Source organism: Candidatus Poseidoniia archaeon, from assembly GCA_030748895.1.
Lineage (GTDB): Archaea > Thermoplasmatota > Poseidoniia > MGIII > CG-Epi1 > UBA8886.
The window spans coordinates 61,916-86,461 of record JASMLC010000005.1 but is presented as its reverse complement, the minus strand read 5'-3'; the positions used below and the strand labels follow the sequence as shown (position 1 = coordinate 86,461).

20 protein-coding genes are annotated in these 24,546 nt (G+C 46.2%); all 20 read right to left on the bottom strand.

Going from position 1 to position 24,546, the window contains the following annotated elements:
* Positions 1-73: 73 nt before the first annotated feature.
* The 20 genes from QGG57_03370 to had all read right to left on the bottom strand — a co-directional run bounded on the left by QGG57_03370 (position 74) and on the right by had (position 24,544).
* Positions 74-943 carry an FAD binding domain-containing protein gene (locus tag QGG57_03370; GenBank protein ID MDP7007212.1) on the bottom strand — a complete coding sequence of 290 codons (870 nt, stop codon included), beginning with the start codon at positions 941-943 and terminating at the stop codon, positions 74-76.
* Position 944: 1 nt separating this feature from the next.
* The gene (locus QGG57_03365) at positions 945-3,248 is read right to left on the bottom strand and encodes a xanthine dehydrogenase family protein molybdopterin-binding subunit (protein MDP7007211.1); all 2,304 of its coding nucleotides are present in this window, start codon (positions 3,246-3,248) and stop codon (positions 945-947) included.
* The gene (locus tag QGG57_03360; protein ID MDP7007210.1) at positions 3,248-3,745 is read right to left on the bottom strand and encodes a (2Fe-2S)-binding protein; all 498 of its coding nucleotides are present in this window, start codon (positions 3,743-3,745) and stop codon (positions 3,248-3,250) included. The genes QGG57_03365 and QGG57_03360 overlap by 1 nt, the downstream gene beginning before the upstream one ends.
* A 33-nt stretch (positions 3,746-3,778) precedes the next feature.
* Positions 3,779-6,310 carry a 2-oxoacid:acceptor oxidoreductase family protein gene (locus QGG57_03355; protein MDP7007209.1) on the bottom strand — a complete coding sequence of 844 codons (2,532 nt, stop codon included), beginning with the start codon at positions 6,308-6,310 and terminating at the stop codon, positions 3,779-3,781.
* The gene (locus QGG57_03350; protein ID MDP7007208.1) at positions 6,307-7,494 is read right to left on the bottom strand and encodes a CoA transferase; all 1,188 of its coding nucleotides are present in this window, start codon (positions 7,492-7,494) and stop codon (positions 6,307-6,309) included. The genes QGG57_03355 and QGG57_03350 overlap by 4 nt, the downstream gene beginning before the upstream one ends.
* A gap of 21 nt (positions 7,495-7,515) precedes the next feature.
* Positions 7,516-9,156 carry a methylmalonyl-CoA mutase family protein gene (locus tag QGG57_03345; GenBank protein MDP7007207.1) on the bottom strand — a complete coding sequence of 547 codons (1,641 nt, stop codon included), beginning with the start codon at positions 9,154-9,156 and terminating at the stop codon, positions 7,516-7,518.
* Entirely contained in the window at positions 9,153-9,533 is a 381-nt protein-coding gene (locus QGG57_03340; protein ID MDP7007206.1) for a cobalamin-dependent protein, read from the bottom strand. Before QGG57_03340 ends, QGG57_03345 begins: the two co-directional genes overlap by 4 nt.
* Before the next feature lie 51 nt (positions 9,534-9,584).
* Entirely contained in the window at positions 9,585-10,793 is a 1,209-nt protein-coding gene (locus QGG57_03335; GenBank protein ID MDP7007205.1) for a thiolase family protein, read from the bottom strand.
* Between the two features lie 81 nt (positions 10,794-10,874).
* Positions 10,875-12,002 carry an acyl-CoA dehydrogenase family protein gene (locus tag QGG57_03330; protein ID MDP7007204.1) on the bottom strand — a complete coding sequence of 376 codons (1,128 nt, stop codon included), beginning with the start codon at positions 12,000-12,002 and terminating at the stop codon, positions 10,875-10,877.
* Positions 12,002-14,278 (bottom strand): molybdopterin-dependent oxidoreductase, encoded by a 2,277-nt coding sequence (locus QGG57_03325; protein ID MDP7007203.1) that lies wholly within the window; start codon positions 14,276-14,278, stop codon positions 12,002-12,004. Before QGG57_03325 ends, QGG57_03330 begins: the two co-directional genes overlap by 1 nt.
* The gene (locus QGG57_03320; protein MDP7007202.1) at positions 14,275-14,742 is read right to left on the bottom strand and encodes a (2Fe-2S)-binding protein; all 468 of its coding nucleotides are present in this window, start codon (positions 14,740-14,742) and stop codon (positions 14,275-14,277) included. The genes QGG57_03325 and QGG57_03320 overlap by 4 nt, the downstream gene beginning before the upstream one ends.
* A 12-nt stretch (positions 14,743-14,754) precedes the next feature.
* On the bottom strand, positions 14,755-15,891 hold the full coding sequence (locus QGG57_03315; GenBank protein ID MDP7007201.1) for a thiolase family protein: 1,137 nt from the start codon (positions 15,889-15,891) through the stop codon (positions 14,755-14,757).
* A complete protein-coding gene (locus QGG57_03310; GenBank protein ID MDP7007200.1) occupies positions 15,891-16,640 on the bottom strand; it encodes a 3-oxoacyl-ACP reductase family protein in 750 nt (249 codons plus the stop codon). The genes QGG57_03315 and QGG57_03310 overlap by 1 nt, the downstream gene beginning before the upstream one ends.
* A gap of 21 nt (positions 16,641-16,661) precedes the next feature.
* The gene (locus QGG57_03305) at positions 16,662-18,416 is read right to left on the bottom strand and encodes an aldehyde ferredoxin oxidoreductase family protein (GenBank protein ID MDP7007199.1); all 1,755 of its coding nucleotides are present in this window, start codon (positions 18,414-18,416) and stop codon (positions 16,662-16,664) included.
* Between the two features lie 606 nt (positions 18,417-19,022).
* A complete protein-coding gene (locus QGG57_03300) occupies positions 19,023-19,790 on the bottom strand; it encodes an enoyl-CoA hydratase-related protein (protein MDP7007198.1) in 768 nt (255 codons plus the stop codon).
* 51 nt (positions 19,791-19,841) lie between these two features.
* Complete coding sequence (locus tag QGG57_03295) at positions 19,842-20,525, bottom strand: transglutaminase family protein (GenBank protein MDP7007197.1); 684 nt, start codon at positions 20,523-20,525, stop codon at positions 19,842-19,844.
* 30 nt (positions 20,526-20,555) lie between these two features.
* A complete protein-coding gene (locus QGG57_03290; GenBank protein MDP7007196.1) occupies positions 20,556-21,869 on the bottom strand; it encodes a pyridoxal phosphate-dependent aminotransferase in 1,314 nt (437 codons plus the stop codon).
* Entirely contained in the window at positions 21,866-22,273 is a 408-nt protein-coding gene (locus tag QGG57_03285; GenBank protein ID MDP7007195.1) for an aspartate 1-decarboxylase, read from the bottom strand. The genes QGG57_03290 and QGG57_03285 overlap by 4 nt, the downstream gene beginning before the upstream one ends.
* Before the next feature lie 81 nt (positions 22,274-22,354).
* Positions 22,355-23,455: a 6-oxocyclohex-1-ene-1-carbonyl-CoA hydratase gene (oah, locus tag QGG57_03280; protein MDP7007194.1), complete on the bottom strand. Its 1,101-nt coding sequence runs from the start codon at positions 23,453-23,455 to the stop codon at positions 22,355-22,357.
* Between the two features lie 33 nt (positions 23,456-23,488).
* Positions 23,489-24,544 (bottom strand): 6-hydroxycyclohex-1-ene-1-carbonyl-CoA dehydrogenase, encoded by a 1,056-nt coding sequence (had, locus tag QGG57_03275; GenBank protein ID MDP7007193.1) that lies wholly within the window; start codon positions 24,542-24,544, stop codon positions 23,489-23,491.
* Positions 24,545-24,546 lie beyond the last annotated feature (2 nt).

Below are 24,546 nucleotides of genomic sequence, written 5' to 3'. Positions count from 1 at the left end.
AAATTTCACGTCATACACATACCACACTCTACTAAGTGGTGTCTTTGAGCTTGTGTATAGATTCTCTTTCAATTCAATCATTAAAGATGTCCCTGCAGATATTCCAAAGTACTTCTCGGCGGTACCATTCCGAGGCGCGCAGATCCGTGATTGGACTGGCACAATCGAGCACCATAGTGGCAAATTTTTCACGTTCATTGTTTGTTAAACGGGAATGATTTTTGCCTGCTAAGAAATCGCAGGCAGATCTTGCAAACTTGATTGTCGGGGCCACAGAGCCAATGGCCACACCTGACGATGTGACATTTCCATCATTGTTCGCCAGTACATGGAACGCAAGAGATACGATAGCTATCTCCATCGCGTTTCTGACACCAACCTTGACGAAACGAGAGTGCACGATGTCCTCAGTTCTGTTCAAGGGGAAAACCACACTCCGCAAAACTTCTTCTGCCCTCAAGACAGTCTGTTTGACACCCGAAAAAAATTCTGCAATTGGGACGGAACGCACATCTCCCTCTACATTCAGTATCTCGCAGCTTGCTTCCAGAGCTGTCAAAGCACATGACATGTCTCCAGCAGGAGAAGCTGTGCAAATGTTTCCGCCCACAGTAGCAACCTCTCGAATCTGGCGTGAGGCAAAGTTTTCCGCTGCCTGAACCACAACAGGTGCCCGATGGCGAACTTTCTTGTCCGTCATGATTTCAGCAATAGTTGTTAAAGCTCCAATTCTGATGCCTTCATCTACGAATTGAATTGTTGTAAAATCACTGTCATCCATCTGGGCCAAATTGATTATCAGCAAGTCTTTTTGTGGTTCCTGCTTCAACTCAAGAACTAGGTCAGTATATCCTGCGCCGAATCTGAAATTACCGTTGATATTCCGGTTGATTATCTGTAGGAGGTCTTCGGTCGTTTCGGGTGTTTCTATCTCGATTCCCATTTCAATTGTTAATCTGTTGTTTCCCGTCAAGAGCCCTAAGGACTCTCTCCGGAGTAAGCGGAATGGTGTTGATTTCAACACCTAGGGCGTGACATACAGCATTCGTAACGGCTGCCGCTGTAGGGACTAATGGCGCTTCTGCCACTCCTTTCGCACCATACGGTCCCGACGGTTCGTCAGTTTCCACAGGATAAAAATGAATCCTTGGGATGTCACGCGTAGTGGGCAACTTATAATCATGAAATGTCGGATTTAGCAGATATCCCTCATCAGAAAACAGTTCTTCGCTCAGGGCGTAACCCAGCCCCATTGCAACTCCCCCCTCAATCTGTCCTTCAAGCCCCAGTGGGTTCAGTACTTTTCCTACATCCTGTGCCATATAGACGTCCAGAACCTCAACTTTTCCAGTGAGAGTGTCTACTTGGACCTCTACCGCTTGGGATGCAAATGCGTAACACCCCGATACATTTCCCTTGTATTGCTTGTCCTGAAATTCACTGGAAGGCTCATAGAAATATGAAACTTCACACAGTTCATGTGGTGTCTTGAAGTGGATCTCCCTCACGACTTTGTCAATTTTGTATGAGTCACCTGTCTTGTCAGATTGGATATTTCCATCAATATAAATCAAATCTTCTGGGACCGTGTCAAGTAGCTGGGAGGCTTTTGACGAAAGCTTATGCTTTAGTTTCTTCAGCGCTCCAAGAAGTGAATTACCAGCCACGAAAGCTGTACGCGAAGCGTGAACGCCTACGTCCCATGGCTTTACGTCAGTATCGCTGTTGATAATCCGAATTTTCTCCAGATCAATCCCCAGTTCTTCCCGGGCAAACATGGCCAATATGGTTTCTGAACCTTGTCCGATTTCGCTGGAGCCTGATATGATAGTCAAATAGCCATAGGTATCAAGCTTGAGAGTGGTACCGCATCCGTCAGAAGGATATATTTTGGCACCGCCACCCACATGGAGCATGGAGGCAAAACCAATTCCGCGCCTGTAGCGATTGGAACAGGTCGTTCCGTTTTTCTTCGTATTGTAATCGCTGTTTTTAACTACAGATTCTAGAGCTTGTTTATGCCCACACGTACCGTACACTAGTTCCTGACCAGTAATTTCTCCAGGAAGATTGGCATTGAGTAGGCGTATTTCTGCTCTATCAATGCCCAGTTTATCAGCCATCAGATCTATGTTCCGCTCGAGGGCGAAAGTAGCTTGAGGATTGCCGAATCCCCGAAAGGAGCCAGCAAAGACATTGTTCGTGTAGACAGCATCTGCATTATAGGTACAAGCTGGAATTTTGTAGAGTGATGAAAACGTTTGCATCATCACGAAAGAGCTCCTTGCACCCCATGAAGTGTAGGCACCATTGTCCTTTGTGATTTTCACTTCCCTGAAAGTAAAATTCCCGTTCTCGTCCATACCAGTGGTGAGGTCGATTATCATGGACTGTCTGATGGCAGAGGCGATGAATTCCTCTTTCCTGTCGTATAGAATTTGGACAGGCCGCCCCGTCTTCATTGAAAGTAAAGCACAGATTGGTTCGAATGGGTGAAGATCGAGTTTACTTCCAAATCCGCCACCAATAATAGGTTGAATGACCCGAATTTTTGACGGTTTCATCTTAAGAGCATGTGCAATCTCTCGTTGATAGAGGAAGGGGACCTGGGTTGAACTGTACATCGTCAGTCTGCCATCCACATCAGAATAGTTGGCCGTAACGTTGCTTGTTGCCATGCAACTATGTGCTACCTTCGGCAGGACATACTGTCTGCTAACCACACAAGTGCTTTTCTCCTTCTGTTTTTGCATATCGCCGTGTTCGTAATGAAAAGACTCCGAAATATTCGGATTACCTTCTTTGTCGTGGTTGAATCGGTTAATCTGCGGGGCTGTGGTTTTCAGTGCATCGAACGGATTGAAAATACCCTTTCGTGGTGAATATTCTACTTTAATCAGTTTGAGCGCCTCCATAGCCAATTCCTTCGTAACAGCAGCCACGGCAGCAACTTCATCCCTGATACAATTGACTTCATCACCTTTCATGACGGGATGATCCTTCCGGTAACCGAGGTTATTCGTATCAATGTCACTTGCAGTAATAACACACTCGACTCCTGGCAGGGACAATGCTTGTGACACATCGATTGAATCTATTCTGGCTGAAGGGTATTCAGTCCGTAAAATAGCACCATGCAGCATCCCGGAAATTTCGATGTCTGGACCATAAACTGCCTTGCCGCTCACGCGGTCAGCAGCATCCAATTTTGGCGTTGGTTTGCCGATTGTACTCATTTCCACATTCATCAAGTTCCTGAGGATTCATCGAAAAGTGCTTCAGAAGCATCGATAATCTTGGTGTAGCCTGTACAGCGACAGATATTCCCCGACAATGAATCCTCAATCTCCTCTCTCGTTGGGAGATGCCCTTCCATCTTGCATTGATCGACAAATGACTTTATGGCCATCACCATCCCTGGCGTGCAGAAACCGCATTGTACCGCTCCATGCTGAATTAGTGATTCCTGTACCGAATCAAGCGTTTTCTCACCATCTGGTATTCCTTCGATTGTTACGACCTCCCTGCCAGTAATGTTAATGGCTGGAAAGAGGCAGGAGTTAATCGCCTTTCCATCGACTAGTACAGTACAGGCGCCACACTCCCCTTCCATGCATCCAGGTTTAGTACCTTTCAATTTCAACTCATCTCGAATCAAATTGATGAGGAGGAGAGATGCAGGAATCTGCTTTTCACAGTAACTGCCGTTGATTGTGAATGATATATTAAAGGAGTTTTCTTCCATAATCTTGGTATCAGGGGTGACGTTAGTTCATGTTTAAGTTGGAATCAGATTCTCTCCCTGTTTTCGGCCATTGTTATACGCAACAATATTCATTGCTCTCCGGTGATTAGGTGATAGAGCAAGAATAGCGGTTTGCCATGTTTCGTCCGGAATATAATTGAATGGTTCTGTGATGGAAAGCACCCCCAGCATCACCATGTTTGCTGTTTCGGCAGTTTGATCTCCAGAATCTATTGCCACCTCGGTGGCATCAATCTGGACCACCTTGTGCCCCTCAAGTGCCTTGATTATTTCTTCCTCAGGTGGATACTCCTCCTCTTGGGCCGTTATCGGCAACAGAGCGAACTTGTTCAGTATGATTGTTCCTCCGGGTTTCAGCATCCCCAGAAATCCCGGTCTGAGAATTTCACTGATTTCCATCACGACTAAAACATCAGCAGAACTTGGTGCTAATATTGGAGAGACAACATCTCCACAACCGAATGTAGAGAGAACGGGGCCACCCAATTGAGCCATACCTTGTGTGTCCCCTTTCACAATGTGGCTATTAGCATAGGGAGTCCTTAGTGCCACCTCCGAGAGGATTTTGCCGAAGAACAGATTTCCTTGACCCCCTATCCCCCTGATGGCGACTCGTAATGAATCAGGCAGACTATCCCTTTCGATAGTTGGCAGTTCGACTGGTTCTGGCTCGGGTAGCTGTGGCCTACTTTTCAATCCCTCATCTATAGCTACAATTGCATCGAAGGGGCAGCGCTGTAGACAGACTGGATTGTTGGCAGCACAATTGGTGCATAGAGTCGTGTAGTGGGGCTTTCTCTCATTGTCTGTCTCTATCCCGGGGCACATATTGCACAAATCGCACTTTCGGCAGCTATCATAATCAAATTCTATGCTCCTGCTTAACTTCTGTTTATCTACACCCAGAATGCAGTCTCCTTCAAGGATTATAGTTGAATATGAACCTTCCTCAGCCAAAGCCAAGGATGTGATCAGTTCCTTTTCAACGGCTTTCAAGTCAAATGCATCTACGACAACAGTCCTCCCTCCTTCAGCCTCTATAGCCTTCCTCAGACTGAAATTGTGTGGTCGTCCTTCTAGATTGACCTCCGAACTAGGAGCAGGCTGCCCACCAGTCATTGCCGTGGAATAATTATCAAGAATGATCTTCACGCCAGGGACATTCCTGAATACGGCATTACGAGTGGAATCCATACCCGAGTGGCATTCGGTTGAATCGCCAATAACACTGATGGTCTGATGAGCCATCTCAGGCCGCGACAGAACAAAACCTTGGCGCATAGAATCGGAAGCGCCCATGCATGATACGGTATCCAGTGCATCGTAGAAATAGAGCAGTGTCGAGCAGCCGATGTCGCCAAAAGACGCATACAGCTTCCGTTTTCGTTTGAGTTTGGCTATTGCTAGGGCGAATGCTTTGTAGGGACAGCCGGGGCAAATTGCAGGCGGTCTGGGAAGGGGTTCAAGCCCTATATCTTTTTTCTCAGGCAGGTGACTGATAATCGAGTGTTCGGAGAGGAAACTCAGAACATCTTCAGGAGTCCAGTTAGTGATAACACTTAGTTCTTCCTTGCCAGTGACCTGAATATCCAGCAGCCGTATTCTTTCCTCCAGAAACCGGTCTCCGTCCTCGATGACAAACAGTTTCCCCTTAATTTTTTGAGCAAAATGCCTTATGGCCTCTTCAGGGACAGGATTGGTCATGGCGAGGGAAAGTATGGATGGATCCGCTTCAGCAATATCAAGGGCTTCCCTGACAATAATTTCACTCCAGCCACTGGCAATAATCCCCCAGTCTTCTGTTCCGTATGTTTCTGTAACAAGGTCACTTGATGTACACCACTTCCTAATTTCGGGTATTCGCTTTCTGGTTGCTTCATTATAATTCGCTCTGGCAATATTTGGAAGAAGCATCCACTCATGGAGATTGTCAGGGAGCTCCCGTGGCTCAGTAATTCGAGATTCTCTTGTACGAATCAGAGCTTCAGAATGAGCGAGGATTCCTGATGCCAGGACTACTACTGGAGTATGGAATTTCCTGCTGAGATCTGCGGCCGTTGAGGCAATATCGTACATCTCCTGGTGATTCCGAGGCTCTAATACTGGCAACCGTGTCGAAGCGAAGAAGTAGCGGGGGTCTACCAAGTGCTGGGTGCTTGATGGAACGTAGTCAGTCGGGGCGTAAATTACCAGGGCACCTGCATCTCCACTGAAAAACGCACTGGTAGTGATAGCATCTGCAGCTTGATACACACCAGGAATTTTCATCGTGACGAGAGCGTCATGACCTGCCATAGCATGACCTAAGGCCGTGGAAACGGCTACCGCCTCGTTGACAGACCAGCCGACTTGGATTCGGTCCTTGACGTGAGCCAGAGATTTATCGATCACCTCCGTACTTGGCGTTCCCGGATATCCAGTTGCCGCATGATAACCGGCGTGGATGACACCTAGTGCAAAAGCAGAATTTCCCTGTAGGATAAAAGTGCTGCCTGCAGACGCATCAACTTGGTTTTGAAATCTGGAATTGTGGGTTTCTTTCAAATCACGCCAGTGTTATTCAGCCTTAGAATCTCTTCTGAAGCAAGACCAGCTTCGCTCAGAATGCTCTCATTATGTTCACCCAATCTCGGTGCACAACTCAACTTACAATCATTCTCTTCCAAAAATTCTGTAATTAAAGGGGCAGGGAAAAGATTTACTTCATTACCGTTCGGCAAACACGTTTTGACCATTTGCTCTCTGACAAAATCAAGAGCTGCTACTTCTTTGACAGTGTTAACCGGGGCCACGGCCAAATTATTCTCCAAGCATATTTCAATAAATGCTTTCGTTGTATAATTTTTCAGGCCTTTCCTGATATCGGCATAAATTTTTTCTCTCTCCTCTTTTCGTCCGTTATTTGTATTTCTACTTGGCTTCGAAAGATGTTCGAAATCCTTGATTTGAGTTAATTTCAGCCATTGAGTGTCGCTCCCAATAGCCAAGTACACATACCCATCTTTTGTAGGATAACAATTAGATGGGATGAAACTACGATGTTCATTTCCACTTCGTTTGAAGAGGTCTTTTTCATTGTTTACAAAAGACAGCTGTGGCAATGCTGTAATCAGCCACGACACAGCGCATTGTGCCATGGAGACATCAATTCGTTTGCCCTTTCCTGTTTCTTTCTGTTCCATCAAGGCCAGCAGAATCTGTGTGAATGCCTCATCGCCGGTTCTCAAGTCAATAATAGGGAGACCACACATCGTAGGATCACGATCAGACTCTCCAGTTAGATGCATATATCCGAGCATCGCCTGAAGAGCAGGATCATATCCGGCCCGTTCAGGATAGTCTGGTCCAAAAGCGGAAATCCCGCACCAGATTAGGGCTGGATTAGCTTCCTTCAAACTCTCGAAATCTATGCCCAGCTGCTGATAGCGTTTAGGGAGGGTGTTGCACAAGAAGATGTCAACTTTGAGTTCATGAATTAGTTGTTTTAGTAATGTCTGCCCTTCTGTTTTCTGAAGGTTTATAGTAATCGCTTCTTTTCCCACATTCGGAGCGATGTAGTAGGCGTGAAGATCATCCACTCCTGTATCTTCTCCAATATAGCGATTTGGATCACCAGAGTTTTCATGTTCTGATTTTCGCGGCGCTTCAATACGAATGACTCGCCAGCCCAGCTGGACGAAACGCTGCGTAGCGTAGGGAAGCGTGAGTGCTTGCTCAAGAGAAAGTATTGTGTGGATGGTTAATAACCTCTAAAAGAAAATAGGTTCTTCATATTCACCATAAACATCTTTGAGTGTTTGAATAATTTCACCGACAGTTGCGTATTCCTTCACGGCCTCAATGACAGGGGGTAACAAATTCTTGTCGTTTCTGGCATCCTCTCTCAATAGATTGAGGCATTGATTGACTTTTTTGGAATTCCTTTTCTTCCTCATCTTACGTAGTTTCTCTACCTGAAAGTCTGTTGCCTCTGCGTTGTAGGGATGAAATTCTACCGATTTGGGAGTTTCTTCTCTCTGGAAAATGTTGACCCCGACTTTGGGTATGTCACCCCCTTGAATTCTCTTCTCTCTATCATATGCCTGATGCGAAATAATATCCTGAATTTCGCCAGTAGTAATTGCAGCGACTATACCTCCCATAGCTTCGACTTTCTTCATCTCAGCCCTAATTTTGTTCTCAAACTTATCTGTTAGTGTCTCTACATAATATGAGCCCCCCAAAGGATCCACGGTGTCACATATCCCCATTTCGTGGATAAGTATTTGCATAGTTCTGAGTGAAAGTTCCGCAGCTTTTTCTGTTGGGATGGTATAGGCTTCGTCATAAGAGCAAAGTGCCATGGTTTGGGTTCCTGACAGAGCGCTGATTAATGCATAGTATGCACTGCGAATAATGTTGTTCTCAGGCTGTTCTTTGGTAAGGCCACCACCACCACCGCCAGCAATCATTCGCATCCACGATGACCGGTCATTCTTTGCACGATATTCTTCTCGAATGATTTTGGCCCATAAACGGCGACCTCCACGGAACTTGGCAATTTGTTCAAATAAATTCCCGTAAATATCGAAATTGAATGATAGACGAGATGCGAATTCATCGATGTCCACACCCCGTTTCAGAGTTTCATCGGTGTATGCTTTGGCAATACTGAAAGCGTAAGCCATTTCCTGGACTGGATTAGCGCCCGATTCCCGAATATGGTAGCCACAGACGCTAACGGGGCTGTATTTGGGGACGTTTCGGGCACAATACTCTACAGTGTCTACCACCAGTTTTACAGATGTGCCTACTGGAAAAATCCACGTTCCTCTACCGATGAATTCCTTCAGGATATCATTCTGGGCGGTCCCTCTCAAGGTGCGAATATCAAACCCTCTCTTTTCAGCTAGAGCGAAATACATCGCCATTAGAACTATTGCAGCGCCATTGATGGTCAGAGAGACAGTTATTTTATCTAGGTCGATGCCGTCAAATGCTATTTCGAAATCATCCAGTGTGTCTACAGCCATACCAACACGCCCCACTTCACCAAATGCCTTTGGATTATCCGAATCATATCCGCATTGAGTCGGCAGATCAAAGGCTACATTCAGGCCCGTTTGGCCATTTTCAATCAAAAACTTGAATCGTTTATTGGTTTCTTCGGGAGACGCGAAGCCAGCGTATTGCCTGATGGTAAAGGGACGTTTACGATACATCAAGGGATGGATGCCGCGTGTGAAAGGATATTCTCCCGGAAGATTATGGTCAGCTTCCGACTTCTCCACGTCTTCTTTTGTGTAGAGAGATTTTACCTCAATACCAGATTCCAATAGAACTTTTTTCATATCATCTGTCATCAAATTAGACAATTTGCCATTGCCTTCATTCTTGTCTGGATTTTTCATACTGTTTGATATTCTTTGAGAAAAGTGACGACTTCATCTATTTTTGTCCCTGTTGGGAAAATTGCTGTGGCACCGCAACCTTCCATCATCTCCAAGTCTTCGAGTGGTATATTGCCGCCAACCAGCCACGGAATAGTAACTCCCTCTTCATCCAGAACTTCCTGCATCCGTTGACAGATGATGACATGAGTTCCTGAAAGTATGGAAAGGCCTATCATATCGGCGTTAACTTCTCTGGCCTGATTCACGATTTCCTCGATTGATTTTCTCAGACCTGTGTAAAAAATGTCGAAACCCGCTTCCCTGAGTGCGTGCGCTAGCACCTTCACACCTACATCATGGCCATCAAGTCCAGGTTTTGACAGTAAGATTTTCATTCAGTCCCGTCGCTTATTATACGTATTATTCTAAACCAGCTGATGGTAAAACTATGCATCCAGCCGTAACACAATCGCCGCCGCAGTGTCACCAGCAGCGCAACCGGTGAACAGACCGTAGCCTCCACCAAGATGCGCGAGTTCTTCGATCATTTCCATGATCAGTCGCATACCTGTTGGTCCCTGTGGATGGCCCCAGACTAGTGATGAGCCATAATTATTCAGGGCCTCTTTTGACACACCCATTTCGCGTGAGAAGAAGATGTCGTTCACTGCAAATGGGTTGTGTGTTTTGATTGTCTTTACATCGGATATGCCTATTCCAGCCAGTTCCAGTGCGCGTTGTGATGCAGGAACGTTTGCCATGGGCATGAAGCCCTTCTTCGCCCTGGCCTGAGCAAAACTGAGTAACTGTACTGTGATAGCTGAATTCACACTTAATTTCGCGGCGCGTTCTGCTGTGGTGATTATCATGCCCGCGTTGCCATCTGCTGGGAAGGTCTGTCCACCAAAAGTGACACTACCTTCTGGCAGTACTGGTTTGAGTTTTGCCAAACCTTCAAACGTTGTGGGAAATATCCCCTCATCGGTCTTGATTGTGCCAATAACTTTACGCCCACTAGGGTTGATTTCTACTGGCGAAACCATGTAGCGACGCTGGAAAGCTGCGTCGTCCATCAGTGCAGCCTGATACTGTTCGTAGCGCAACAGAGCAACTTCATGCTGCTCTTCTGTGCTTATACCTACCTCTCTGGCCACATTTTCGGCAGTGTCTAGCATAGCATTGCGCGCAAACGGGTCCCAGTTGAAATTGTCCCAAACCCAATCTTCAGCATCACCCTTACCACCCGGCGAGGCTGGATTTGGGTAGAGCAGGTGAGGTCCGTTGGATGTGCGATCAGCCGTAATGCAAAGAATCGCAGATTCAGCCTTATCACCAGTTTCTACCTCGAACGCAGCACTGGCAATTACTCGCGCTGAAGTGGCACACGCTTGCCCAATTGTCGGACCAGTAATGTTTTCCGCACCAATCATACCTGCCATCCAAGGTGCACCGTAGAACGATGACTTGGAAGGCACGGTTGTTCCCAGATGTAGAGCGTCGAAGATCTTCGCAGAAAGTTGGCGCGTTGCCAGTGCATCCCTCGCAACTTTAGCTGCGAATTTCATTGGGTGCAGATTAGCAAAACTACCCTGCCACTTGCAGAACGGGGTGCTCCAATAACCACCATAGGGAATGTAGGCGTTCCTATATTGCATAGTTCGCTCCATGTAAGAAAGGATATATGAATTGCGTTTCGTCGTCGAGACTCGAGAAGATAATGCTGGAAAAGGAGTGGTTCACAGCCCCATCTCCTTACCTATATTAATTGAGAGGATTTCAGATGTCCCACCGCCGATGAGGAGGAACCGAGCATCACGCAGATACCTCTGTAACGGGTATTCAGTGGCATAGCCGTAAGACGCAAAAATCCTAGACGCCACATCGCAAATCGAATTGGCACATTCGGAGGCGTACAGTTTGGCAATCATCGACTCTTTTTGTCTTGGTAAATCACGGTCAGTGAGAGATGCCGCGTAGAAGAGGTAATGGCGTGCAGTCTCAAGTTGGACAGTCATTTCGGCGCACTTGGTCCTTATGGCCTGGAACTTTCCGATAGGCCTTCCGAATTGGACACGTGTTTTGGCATATTTGACAGCCTCTTCAAGAGCGGCCGTTGCTACCCCTACGGAGAGGGCAGCAGTCATTATTCTTATCTCTGCAAGAATTTCTCTGAGGCATGTCGTCCCCTCACCAATCTCACCTAGTAGGTAGTTCCCGGGAAGCTTCACCCTATCGAAAGACACTTCACTGGTTACGGAGCCGCGAACACCGAGTTTATCTATGTTCTTTCCAATTGTGACACCTTCTAGATTGGTTGGGACAAAGAATATAGAGATTTTTTCATGATTGTCTGTTTTGGCGAAAACAGTCAGAAAATCTGCTACTGGTGCAGATGTTACCCAAATTTTTTGTCCACTCAGGACGAAACCGTCATCAAGTACGTTAGCCATTGTGCGGATACTGTTCAGGTCACTTCCGGCGTCAGGTTCGGTCATGCAGATTGTGCCAATTTTTCCGCCTTTCAATGCTTGGTCAAAATACGGTTTCAAATCATCATCGCCGAAACGGTAGAGGAAATAGGTAGCCATCAGTGATTGCATGGTACAGGCAGCTGCCAGCGAGAGTGAACCTTTGGCTAATTCAATAGTTGCAAGACAGTAAGAAATGGTATCTGCACCAACCCCACCCGCATCCTCAGGATAGCGCATACCAAAAAAGCCAAGGTCTGCCACCTTCTTGAACAATTCCATTGGAAACTCTTTCCTTTGATCAATCGCCTCTGCTTGTGGTATGACTGCTTGCTCTACAAAATCACGAAATGTTTTCTGAATCAATTCCTGATCACTATTCAACTCAAAATCCATCAGTTTTTCTCCTGAATTTTTGCCAGTATTTTTTCTGGGGTGAGAGGCAATTCTGTCATCCGGATTCCCACCGCGTCAAAAATAGCATTCCCGATAGATGGTAAGACTGGATGAATAGGCCCTTCGCCAGCCTCTTTAGCACCATATGGGCCTTCTTCATCATTGGATTCAATAATTGTCACATCCATTTCCGGAGTATCTACACTGTAGGGAATGCGATAGTCAAAGAAGTTGGCATTCATTATCTGGCCCTTTTCATAGCGCATGTCTTCGGAAACGACTTGGCCCAGCCCCATATGAATGCTGCCTTCAATCTGGCCTTCGACAGCCAGCGGATTCAATGCCTTCCCGCAGTCATGGGCGGCCCAGACTTTCTCAACATTTACAGCCCCCGTATCCGAATTTACTACTACTTCGGAGATAAAAGCACCAAAACTGTATGCGGGACTCTGCCCGGCTCCAGCACCCTTGAAATCACCTCCCATCTTGGGTGAGATATAATATCCACTTTTAACGAACGAACCCCGGCCAGCCATGGCAATTTCTACGCCATCTTCCCATAATATGTCCAAGGTCCCATCATCAGTGAATATTTTCCCATTACTGAAGCAAATATCATCTACAGGCACTCCCTTCTCATTGGCAATTGCGCAAGCCAATTCGTTACGGATTTTTTCGGCAGCTACTTTTGCGGCATTTCCGGCCATGAAAGTAACACGGCTGGAATAGCTGCCTAAATCAACCGGGGTGGTCTTGGTATCTGCTGTCTCCACCTGCACAAAATCCATGGGAATGCCTAGTTCTTCGGCAGCAATCTGAACCAGTAGTGTATCACTCCCCTGACCAATGTCACTGGCACCACTGAACATGACGACTCTGCCATCAAAGTCGAGTTTTGCATGCACCACAGTCTGTGGATAACGGTTCCAGATAATAGGTAGCGCACTGCCACTGATGAAAAAACCACAGGCAACACCAAGCCCACGACCGTACGGGAGCTTTCCGTAACGGTTATCCCAGTCCGATTTTTTGCGTACTGCCTTCAGGCAATCCTGCACGCCGTTACTGGTGATACGCAGTTGCCCAACAGTCAAGGTATTTTCGGGCAGAAAATTTATTTGCCGCAGGTCACAGGGATCCATATCCATGTCATGTGACAACATATCTAGTATTACTTCAATGGCATACCTGGGATTCACAGCACCATGCCCACGCATGGCACCACACTGAGGTTTGTTCGTGTAAGTTCGCCGTGTCCGGAAACCAAATTTATCTATCTTGTAAGGGCCCTGAAGCAATACACCATTGTAATAGGAGGTTACTACTCCGAAACTTCCGTAGGCTCCACCATCAATTATGACATCTGTATCCAAGGCGATTATTTTTCCATCATCATCACAACCGACAGACATCTCGATCTGGGTGGGGTGTCGGCCGTGATTGGTGATGAAAACTTCTTCTCTGGAAAAGGTGCATTTCACTGGCCTTCTAGTCTTCATGGATAGATATGCAGTAATCATTTCATGGGGAAAGGGGTCACTCTTTCCACCGAAACCACCTCCCAGTGCAGGTTTCTTAACCTGAATTCGATGCATAGGGAGTTCTAACACTTTTGACAAGTTCTTGTGGAGATAGTGGGGAACCTGTGTCGCACTGATGACCGTGAGGGTTTCGTCTCCATTCCAGATAGCAATGGTCGAATGCGGTTCAGTAAATGCGTGAGTTACGCCTGCAAATTTGAATGACTCCTTCCGCTGGAATGGTAAGTTTCTCAATGCCTTTTCTGGTTCATTAAATCGTAGTTCAGCAGTCTTGTGGATATTCTTATTATCCTTTGTATGGCTGTGAATCTGTTCATCTTCCCTACAAGTTTCCAGTGATTCGTGAGGGTCAAGAAATTCACGGAGAGGCTCATACTCTACGATTATTTTTTTCACACCGTTCCAAGCGGCCTCCATAGTTTCTGCAGCAACAGCAGCAACGATTTCACCCACATACCTTACTTTTTCAACAGCCATGGCATTTTCATCAGGACTGATAGCTAAAACACCGAAGGAAATAGGTAGATCAGTACCAACGGTAACTGCTGCCACATCCGGGTCTGCTTTTGCTACAGACGTGTCAATATGCTTGATACGGGCATGGGCATAGGGACTTCTTAGTAAGCCGACAAAAAGCATGTTAGGGAACCTCAAATCGTCAGTGTACATAGCCTGTCCAGTCACTTTCTGAACTCCGTCGATGGAGGGCGTCGGCTTCCCAATAGGACCATTCATCTATTCATCTCCTCAGCAGCATCTTCGATTGCTTCAATGATTTTTTTATAACCCGTGCACCGGCATAAATTTCCTGCAATACCCTCTCTGATTTCAGCTCTGGAAGGGTTGGGGTTTTTTTCTAGAAATGGAATCGAGGTCATCACCACTCCAGGTGTACAGAAACCGCACTGCAAACCACCGTCTTGTACCAGATATTTTTGTACGGGGTGTAAGTCATTTCCCGGGCTGACTCCTTCAATAGTAACAATTTCCTTATCAACACAACAGATTGCCAGTGTCAGGCACCCCAGAACAGGTTTGCCGTCCAGCAGAATCGTACAACTGCCGCAAGTGCCTTCATTACAGCATTGTTTGGTCCCAGTGAGATTTAGTCGATTGCGAAGGGTTTCAAGGATTGTCTCATGAGAATCTATTAGAATAGTACGTACCGAACCATTAATGCTTAATTGAATTTTTTCCATGAATTGGTCGTTTTATCGTTTCAAAAGCATAGCCACTCCCTGCCCATGCCCCACACAGAGTGAAGCTATTCCATAGTGGGCATTCTGTGCACCCATGCTATGGGCAAGTGTCACCGCAATCCTCAGACCAGACATCCCTAGCGGATGTCCTAGGGCAACGGCGCCACCATGAATGTTCAATTTAGTTTCATCAATACCGAGTTTTCGTTGACATGCTAGTACCTGTACCGCAAAGGCCTCATTAATTTCGAACAGGTCGATTTCATCCAGTGATAGTCCCGTCATCTTCAGTAATTTTCTTATTGCAGAAACAGGACCAAGACCCATGGTTTCCGGATTCAACCCGACATTGGCGGTCGTCATGATTTCCGCTAGCGGTTCTTTGCCGGACTGCTCGACAGTGCCTTGGTCCCCTATCCAGGCCATGCAGGCACCGTCTGAAATTCCTGAACTGTTCGCCGCCGTGACCGTGCCATTTTCCTTGAAGACTGTTCGCAGCCCCGATAGTGATTCCAGTGTTGAGAGACGGGGCTCTTGGTCTTCGGTGACAACCTTCCCGTCAGGCAAAGTCACAGGTACCCTCTCCCTAGTAAGGAAACCAGCCTCGCAGGCATCAAAGTATCGCCGGTTGGATTCCATCGCAAATGCGTCCTGCTCAGTCCGGTTAATGCCAAAATCTTCTGATAGCTTTTCCGCAGTAAGGCCCATATTGGTCCACTGAAAATCGTAGCTCTTGAAAAGATTCGGATGGTATCCCAAAGCTGCCGTCATGGGGACATGGCCCAGATGCTCGACGCCGCCAACCAGCATCTGGCTATTCGTTCCTGCCCTGATACTGTCGGTTGCCATCTGGAGGGCAGTCAGACTAGAGCTGCACAGGCGATTAACCGTAGCGCCTGGTGTTGTTTCAGGCAAATCGGCCAGAAGAATAATTAACCGGGCTAAATTCTTTCCCTGTTCCAGATGCTGACCGACACATCCGAGATAAAAATCATCAATCTGTTCCGGATTGAGCTCGGTACGATCAATCAGAGCCTGAAGAACTTGAACAGATAATTCATCCGCACGAAGGTTATGGTATAGTCCCTTTTCTGGATGGCCCCTACCAATTGGTGAACGGCAGCCGTCAATTAAAAAAACTGGATTCATCAGATATATTGTCCTCCATCTACTTTGATAACTTCACCGGTAATGTGTTTTGCACTGTCACTAGCCAAAAAGGTGGTCAATTCGGCAATATCTTCTGGGCTACCGATGCGGCCCAGCACAATTTCTTCCAGTGCTTTCTTCTTGAAATCATCCGGCATACTCTGGATCATTTTAGTCGCGATAAGTCCGGGACAGATGACATTCACAGTTACATTTGCCCGTCCCATTTCCTTGGCCACACTTTTAGACAAGCCAATCACACCAGCTTTGGCAGCAGCATAATTCGATTGGCCAAACTTTCCCCGGAGGGCGTTAATGGACGAAATGGTAATGATTCGGCCAGATTTCTTTTCCCTGAAAGTGGGAGCTGCGGCCCGAATATAGTTGAAAACACCTTTTAAATCAGTAGCAATGACTTCGTCCCACATTGTTTCTGTCATTTTCCAAATTACCCTATCCTGATTGGCGCCGGCATTATTCACCAGAATATCCAAGGTTCCAAATTTTTCAATGGCCTGGTCTACTATTTCTTGAGCTTTAGCATAATCTGCCATATCTGCCTGAAAATATATACCCTTCACGCCCATTGATTCTATTTCTGCAAGAACTGTTTCCGCCCCTTCCTTATTGCTGTGATATGTGAAAGCGACATTCGCACCTTCTCCTGCTAGACTCTGAACGATGGCTGTACCAATCCCGGAGCTTCCCCCAGTTACTAATGCTGTCTTTCCTTCCAAGCGTTTGCTCATAAAATCTCCATAATTTTCCTGTTAGTTGTTTTTCCACCCTTTTTCTTTGTAATAATCCTTGACCATTCTATCAATATCTATCGTCGTCCCCTTCGCCGGTCCATCTGGAATGGGGTAATCCACAAAGCGGGCAGGAAGAGTGTCATCTTCTGGTTGGAGGCCTTCGCGAATGTTGAATTCTCTTTCGACTTGGCTGACATAGGAACAGATTTCCCAAAGTTGTTGCGCCTTTATATCACGCCCTAGCAGCCCTGAGTAAGCCTCTGCTGCGAAATCAAAGCCGATGACATCCACCATACAACAGGAAATATTCTTGCAAAGAGTCATGCTGTCAGAAAGAATCCCCATATGTTCGGCATAGTTAACCAATACCCCTTTCCCCTCCTCTTTTAATCTATGGGCCGCATCCCGGTTTCCTGTACGCTTCAGAGCCAATTCCTCATCTCCTGTCAATTCAATAGACGGTTCGCCGCGATAGTGATCTCCGCCCCGGGAATTGACAGCATTCATGAGAGCATATCCCTTAATCCCCCGGGGATCAGCAGAAAACAGTTCTAACCCCTTCACTTCGGCTGTCAGTTTTTGCGCTTCTTCACCAAATTGCTTTGCTGCACGCTTTGTCCCTTCCGCCAACAGGTCACCTATTCCCTCCCTGTGAGCAACCATTTCAGGGAGTCGAAGCAGGGCTTCCTTCGAACCCCAAGATAGATCTATATCGCCAACCTCCGCATCCGATACTATTCCTTCGTGTCTGCATTCCATAAGCCAAGCGATGACTTCTCCCATACTGATGCAGTCGAGCCCAAGCCTATTGACTGTATTGGATACAGCTACAGCCAGTTCCAAATCGGGATTTCCACATTTAACGGTAAATCCCGCCTGGGCCTCATACTCTGGGCCTTCTCCTTCATTATACTTTGTATATGTGTAGCGAGAACAATAGATATTGCAGTTATAGCACGATTTCGCTTTTACGACATGTTCGCAGCGTAGAGCCGTACCATTGACTTTTTTTAGGTCATCAAAAAGAGCTGTTCTGTAGTGATAAGCTGGTAACACGCCCATCTCTGCTAGTTCATCCATGATTTTTGTTGTTCCAAACTTATGCCGGTCTTCAAACTCATCGTTCTCTTCAATCCTCTGTTTGAACTGTTCGCATGTATTCTTGAACCGTTTTGGATCTACGGCTGTTACTGGCTTACTACCCCGGACAACAATAGCTTTGAGTTTCTTCGACCCCATAACTGCCCCCATTCCTGTCCGACCGGCAGCCCGAGCGAGATTGCAGGAAATTATTGAGTATCGAACTAGGTTCTCTCCGGCGGGACCAATGGCGGCAACCTGGAGATCAGGATCGTGAAGTTCATCTTGAAGCTGGACGGTTGTCTCTGTGATGTCCAGGCCCACCAAGTGTGAAGCGTCACGGAGTTCTACTTTGTCATCGTCGATAAAAAGATAAGTCCACCTGTCTGAAGCTCCTGTGAAAACAATTTGTTGATAACCGGCCCACCGTAGCTCCGGGGCGAAAAATCCTCTGGCTCCCGAATCTCCTAGAATCCCCGTAAGTGGACTCTTGGCGCTGGCGATAAATCGGCAGGTTCCGATCAATTCGCTTCCTGTAAGTGGTCCCACTGCAATACAAAGAATATTCTCTGGCCCCAGTGGATCTATCCCGGGCTTTAATTCATTCATTAGTGTGATACTGTTCCATGTTCGCCCTCCAATTCCATTATCTGGTGTTTGACTTTTTTCGACCTTGCCGTAAGTCAGATCCACTCGCAGACTTGTTCCTCGGCAGATACTCACGAATCTACCCTCAAGCCATCCTTCCATTCTTCGCGGATTGGTTCACCCTGCACGGAAACGTAATTCGCACGTTTCTGATTGGGATTTCCATCAGTCTGGAGGAAGGATACCAGACTACTGTCCCGGTGATCTTCGATGTATGAGAGAGCGCCGCTGGGGCAGGCGGTCACGCAGGAAGTGGCACCATCACACAGATCACAATAAAGAGGCAAGTGATCGTAAAATCCGATAGCACCCACCGGGCATGCATCCACACAGATTTGGCAGGACGTGCATAAATCTTCATCCAGAATTATTTCGCCTTTGTCGCCTACAGACAATGCCGTAGTGGGGCACTCTAAACAGGGTTTCTCCAAGCAACTGAGGCAGGCAATGGCCATCTCCAAACCTACACTTTCCAGCTTGGCGACACGAATGCGGGACATAGCCCGGGTGACACTGCCAAAGTGAAACGAGCTGCAAGCAACCTCGCACATGCGGCAACCCACACAGATTCGAAGCTCACAATGGATCATGGTTGTAAGCCTTCATAATCCTTGCACCAATTTATTATTCCAAAATGGATGATTCTATCTATCAACTATTTGTCCACTTCGGCTTCCGTTTCTCCAAAAAAGCTTCTATACCTTCATTAGCATCGTGAGTTTCCATTAATTTGGTTGTGTATGTCTCAGCAAGTTTGTCCAGACTCACAGATAAGTTTTCGTTAAATGCCGTCCGTGCTGCGCGGCTGGCAAAACGCAGAGATGATGCACTCTTTCCCAAGATGTGTTTTTCGACCCAGTTATTGGCACCATCTATCATTGATTGTTGGCTCTCAAAAAGCTGCGTCCCCAAACCGGAAGACATAACCTCATTAGGTTTCATGCTCCTGCCGGAAAGAAGCAATTCATCGGCTTTGGCCTGACCAACCTTCATTGGCAGAATCAAGGATGCCGGAGGTGCGAATACTCCCAACACAATTTCGGGTTGGCCCAATCTTGCAGTTTCGTCTAGGAAAAGGAAGTTACACGAAATAGCCAGTTCCATTCCACCACCAAGACATTGTCCCGACACCATTGCCATTGTAGGGACCGACAGGCGCATTAGAGTTTTGAAAAGTCCATGGAACTGGATCAACATTTCCTGAGCATTTTCTTTGGTGTGTTCTGGTACTGATGCGCCATAACTGAAATTATCTTCAGCTCCCATAAACTGTATCAGCTTAACGTCGTGACCCATAGTTCCCAATCCCGACTGTAATTCTGCCATCATCTCGGCATCCAGTACGTTGATTTTAGGCGCATTCAGGACAAACCGAACCACCTGCCCATCAAAAAATGACTCTGTAATTACTTTCTCCATGATTACCTAGCTAGAATCACATTAAAGGCTGTAGGGTATCTCAGTTTGACCTCAAGATAAAGAGGCATCTGCTTCAAAATCACCATCGAGTGTGGTGGCGGTTCCATCGTAGAGATGAGGATAATGTTTTCGGAATGTAGCAATCATCAGTTTTCGGGGTAAGTCGGCATAGTGACCTAGATCCTGCAAGTATTCCATATGGCGTTGACCCTGAGAATCGTATTCATGAAATATGGAATCGTTCTGTCCGTCAAATTCCAGAGGCTTGACGTCAAAACGCTGGCAGAGGGAGAGGTTGAAGGCAGGCGTTGCCTTCACCCAGCGCCCCTCAAGGTAAAGTTCTGTGAAACCGTGAAAGGCGAAAACATCGCTCCTCATGTACTGGTTAAGGCGCTCTGTGGTTAGGTGGTTGCGTACGTTAGCATATCCGAGGCGACTGGGGATACCTACCACCCTTGCAGCGGCAGCCAGTAGGTTAGCTTTTACTATGCAGAATCCTCTGCCCTTAGCCAGAACAGAACTGGCAGTCAGAGCTTCAGGAGCTAAATCGATGTTGTATGGGTCGTAGCGAATTGTATCTCGCACAGCGTAGTAGATACTGACTGCTTTCTCTCTCTTTTCCGCCGATCCAGAGCTCACCGCCTGAGCAAATTCAACTACTGCAGGAGCATCACTATCGACAAAACAACCTGACCGAAGGTACTGTTTAAATTCAGGCTTGAAAAACTCAGTCATGTAAGATTACCTGGGTAATGTCGTTTAATTTCAATTGTTGTTCTCCATGAATTTTTGCAATCTATCTTCTAAAACAGGGATGTCTTCGGAGTCCACAAAAGATATGCAGATTCTCAACCCTTCGTGCCTATTTGAACCGGTCGATTTTAGAGTAATTGTGGAAATTCCATACTTCAACAATTCTATCATCAGGTTATTCCCGTCATAGCCAGGATAGGACATTGTAAGATAGAACCCGTCTCCTACCGGTTCATCCATATCCTTATCATAAACTTGTTTAAAACCGTATTTCAGGAATATTTTTCTGACATGGCTTGCCCTTTCTCCATAAATTCTAGTAGTGTCTATAAAATTGAAATCACCTTTGGTCGCACTTTCAAGCATTTTTGATAGGGCATATTGTGCAGTGTGACTAGTTCCCGCGGTCGTTACGTACAAGCCCCCAAGGGAAAACGCGTGGCCGAATCGGTTTCTTCCACAAAACCTTTTCAAACCCTCGAATTCCTGTTCGGTAAGCTCAGGGGAGATGACTGCGATCGCACATCTTGACCCAGGTAATGAGAAAGCCTTGGACGCTGAGATTAACGTGATCCAGTTGGTACCGAATTTGCCAATCGAAGGTATGTATGGTTCTGAGTACGGTACAGAATAGTCCTTTCTGAAATCCATTCCTAAATACGCGAGGTCCTCAATTGCCAGTATCTGATTATCGTCACATATTCTGGCTATTTCTTTTAATTCTTCTTTCGTTAAACAAGACCAGCTGGGATTGTTTGGTGATGACCATAGAATTCCCCCAATATCTCCCTTAGAAATTCGTTTTTCTACCGCATTCACTAGTTCAGATCCTCGATTATCATACATTTCAATTCCATCACTTTCCAATCCGAGAAACCGGGCCTGATACCTACTTACTGGAAAGGTTGGGTCAAGATATAATATAGTATTCTTTCCCGGATGCATATTTCCCGCGAGTGCTTGAGAGATGTATCCACCTTGCAATGATCCACTTGTAGGCACTACATGTTCGGGCTTCACATCCAAATCCAAAAATGCCTTGACAAAATCGCTTCCAGCTTTTTTTAATTGTGGGATTCCATCAAATGGCGGATACGTACCTTGTAAACCGTCATCTATAGCCTTCTTCTCAGCCTCCCTTGCGATATCAGGAGCAGGAATGTTGGGAATGCCCATTTCCATCCTTACAAATTCGATTCCGTATTCTTTACTTATAAGAGATGCCAAATGACTTGTCTCACGGATTGACAAATTGTTAGAGTCGTACCCAGCTTCGTCAAAAATCTTGGACAGGGTCCCTTCGGGTATCGGTACTGATTTTGTCAAATGTCACACCTCAAATCATAGTTATCCAAATCCTCTGCTTTTTCCTCTTCACGTTCATCAATACGATTTTCATCATTCATGATGACTACGTGAGGTTTCCAAGATTCCTCCGAATCTATTTCTGCAAATGTAGCAAGAATAACTTTGTCTCCTGAATTAGCAAGATGTGCTGCTGCACCATTCACACAGATTATACCTCTATCTTCTCCTTCATATTTCATGACGTAGGTGACCAGTCGAGTGCCTTGTGTTATGTTCCACAGGTGTACTTGTTCATGAATTCGAAATTTGCCCAAATCAATCAAGTCCTGGCTTAGCGCAACAGAACCCACATAGTCTTTGAGAGCGTGTGTTACTACCGCATTGTGCAATTTAGATTTCAGAACTGTTATACTGTGAGACACCGTTGTTTACCTAGGGGGTGGTAAATATTGACAATCTTGAAATAGGAACTTTCAAGGCTTGAAAAACTCAGTCATGTAAGATTACCTGGGTAAAATTGCCTTGAGCATATCGCCATCCCATGGCAGCCCTTCAGCCAGCATCTGCCGTAGCTTGATGAAGTCCACTTCGCGGTTTCCTTTCTGACCCTCATTGAATGCCCTGAAACCAGCCTTTGCTTCTGTCATCATATTTAACGCCAGCCAATCGCGGTTGCTCTCCTTGTTTCTGTCCCAGTGTTCCAGCTTTTTCTTGCGGACGGAGTTGAGGGTTTTACTCAAGCAATTGGGGAATGTCAACATCAGTTTAGTACACATTTTTTCCACGGTACTGTCAAGCAATGATAGATCTATTTCACCCTTTTTCAGTATTGCTTTTGCTTCGTCCAGCGCTTTTCCTTTTCTGGGGAGGCCAAAGATGATTTCACCCTTGCACTTGCTGATCCATCTATCTGTTCTGACTAGTGGGTTTGGAATGAACTTACCGTCAACTTTCAGAGCAGGTACTATTTCTGACAGTAATCCATGCCGTAGTGCTTCGTGCGCGCTCCATGGTTCGCATACTGTACAGGAAAGCATTGCCAATTCCGCACCAACAAACAGATGCAGAAAATCAGTTGAGCCACCGTCGGGAGCGCTACCATGCTTCGGGCCAGCCTGCCCGAAACGGGCCAGGTCCTGTGCAATCGAGAAATCACAAGCCATTCCGATTTCCTGACCGCCGGCGATTCGCATTCCATTCACTCGATTGATTACGGGTTTGTCACACATCAGAATAGCAGAAACCATGTCGTTGAACAGACGCATATATTGTTTATATTCTTGTGGATTGCCTGCATAATACTCAGCATATTCTTTTGTATTTCCGCCAGTACAGAATGCCGTATCGCCTACAGCTGAGAATACAACTGCAACAACACTGCGGTCATTGGATGCCGCTCGAAATGCCAAAATAATCTCCTTCACGGCCGCGGTTGTGTAAGAGTTATACTGCTCAGGATTATTCAGTAAAATCCATGCATTGTTCAGTCCATTAACCGCCTTTCCGTCATTGTCCAGACAGGGGCGTGACTCATAGATTATTTCTTTGAAATTTGTTTCGACCAGATTGTGACTTGCCAAGTTGTTATTCATTTTTTGCTCCAATTATTTTGTCTGTTGTTCATTTTTTGTTCCTATTCAAAAATCTGGAATCATCACCGAACGTCTGCTTAATTGGTGTTCCAAGGTCTTTTTAAAGATTTCGTTGATTTGCGACATGGGAAAGGTTTCAGTAAATGGTTTTATTTCAATTTTTCCCTCATCGACTAGTCCCAGAACGTTATTGTATAATTCAGGCTTACATCCCCAAGTACCAATCAAGGTTGCATCAAACGCCATTAGGTTGCTAAGACGCACTTCTAGTTTGTCCATGGTGAAACCAACAATAGATAAGGTACTAGCAATCCCCATCAGTGCAAATGCCAACTCTTGACCTGCTCTAGTTCCAGACATCTCGTAAATTTTCCAGCGATTGGGTGGTGCACCCATCTCTTGACATTTCTCCTTTACAGCCTTTTTTATTTCTCTTATACCCATGTCAGATATATTCAGTGTCTGCCCTATACCTATTTGGCCGAGTTGATCCAGTTTTTCCTGTGAGATGTCCAGTGCCAGTACTTTTCCTCCGAAAACACTTGCAAGTTGAGCCCCATAAATCCCTACACCCCCAACTCCAATTATGATTGCAAAATCACCTTCCTGGATTCCACTCTTTAGCATCACCTGATAAGGTGTTGAAATGGCATCGGCAATTACAGCAAGTTCAGGAAGACTGTGTTTTGACAGAACGGAAACAGGTACTTCTGCCAGATACTGTGCTGGTACCACTGTATGACTCGCAAATCCACCATGAAAATCATTTCCTGGCATTTGCTGTTTTTGACAAATATTACTTCTCCCCGTCTCGCAAAGATCACATCCCCCACATGGCATCACTGCAGGGATAATAACCGGCTTGCCAATAAGGTCAGATACTCCCGCAACAACAGTCCCGCTGATTTCATGCCCTAGGACTAGGGGAATCTCATGACGGGTAGGGACCCCATAATGCCAGAAACTCAGATCCGTATGACACACGCCACAGCCAGCTACTTCCACGAGTACCTCATTCTTTTCTAACTTTTGGACCGGAATCGTTCCTAGCTCAAAGGGCTGGCTTTTAGCAACCATTTGCCATGCCTTTATTGTATTCATAT

Bases quoted from the DNA above. Each gene is read 5' to 3' on its own strand.
- QGG57_03340 (MDP7007206.1), bottom strand. From the start codon at position 9,533: ATGAAAATCTTACTGTCAAAACCTGGACTTGATGGCCATGATGTAGGT.
- had (MDP7007193.1), bottom strand. From the start codon at position 24,544: ATGAATACAATAAAGGCATGGCAAATGGTTGCTAAAAGCCAGCCCTTT.
- QGG57_03315 (MDP7007201.1), bottom strand. From the start codon at position 15,891: ATGAATCCAGTTTTTTTAATTGACGGCTGCCGTTCACCAATTGGTAGG.
- QGG57_03330 (MDP7007204.1), bottom strand. From the start codon at position 12,002: ATGGATTTTGAGTTGAATAGTGATCAGGAATTGATTCAGAAAACATTT.
- QGG57_03360 (MDP7007210.1), bottom strand. From the start codon at position 3,745: ATGGAAGAAAACTCCTTTAATATATCATTCACAATCAACGGCAGTTAC.
- QGG57_03345 (MDP7007207.1), bottom strand. From the start codon at position 9,156: ATGAAAAATCCAGACAAGAATGAAGGCAATGGCAAATTGTCTAATTTG.
- QGG57_03310 (MDP7007200.1), bottom strand. From the start codon at position 16,640: ATGAGCAAACGCTTGGAAGGAAAGACAGCATTAGTAACTGGGGGAAGC.
- QGG57_03320 (MDP7007202.1), bottom strand. From the start codon at position 14,742: ATGGAAAAAATTCAATTAAGCATTAATGGTTCGGTACGTACTATTCTA.
- QGG57_03335 (MDP7007205.1), bottom strand. From the start codon at position 10,793: ATGCAATATAGGAACGCCTACATTCCCTATGGTGGTTATTGGAGCACC.
- QGG57_03365 (MDP7007211.1), bottom strand. From the start codon at position 3,248: ATGAATGTGGAAATGAGTACAATCGGCAAACCAACGCCAAAATTGGAT.
- QGG57_03300 (MDP7007198.1), bottom strand. From the start codon at position 19,790: ATGGAGAAAGTAATTACAGAGTCATTTTTTGATGGGCAGGTGGTTCGG.
- QGG57_03325 (MDP7007203.1), bottom strand. From the start codon at position 14,278: ATGAATGGTCCTATTGGGAAGCCGACGCCCTCCATCGACGGAGTTCAG.
- QGG57_03295 (MDP7007197.1), bottom strand. From the start codon at position 20,525: ATGACTGAGTTTTTCAAGCCTGAATTTAAACAGTACCTTCGGTCAGGT.
- QGG57_03370 (MDP7007212.1), bottom strand. From the start codon at position 943: ATGGGAATCGAGATAGAAACACCCGAAACGACCGAAGACCTCCTACAG.